At 74.4% G+C, this 316-nt stretch carries 1 pseudogene; it reads left to right on the top strand.

Annotation, left to right across the window (positions count from 1 at the left end):
• A pseudogene (locus ACYQ0J_RS00255) lies at positions 1–316 on the top strand (hypothetical protein); the annotation flags it as partial.

Here is a 316-nt window from a genome sequence, read left to right as displayed (position 1 = left end):
TGGAGTACCTCCAGGAAAACCTGGTCCCGGGGCTGGTCCTCACGGAGAAAGAGGTGGACCGCATCCTGAAGGAGGCCGCCGAGGCCCACCACAGGGCCGCCCGGAGCGCCGCGGGGCGGGGCACCGACCTCCACGCCTGGGCGGAGGCCCACTTCAAGGGGGAAAGGCCTCCCCTCCCCGAGGAGGAGCCCCTCCGGGGGATGGCCCGGCGCCTGGCGGACTGGTGGGACGGGAACGGGGGCAGGCTCCTGCGCTCCGAGGAGGCGGTCTTCCACCCGGAGCACCGCTACGCCGGGCGGGTGGACCTGGTGGCCCG

The sequence above is a fragment of the Thermus sp. FJN-A genome, assembly GCF_054655095.1.
The sequence above is the reverse complement of the archived record's forward strand: the minus strand, read 5'-3'. Positions and strand labels throughout refer to the sequence as shown.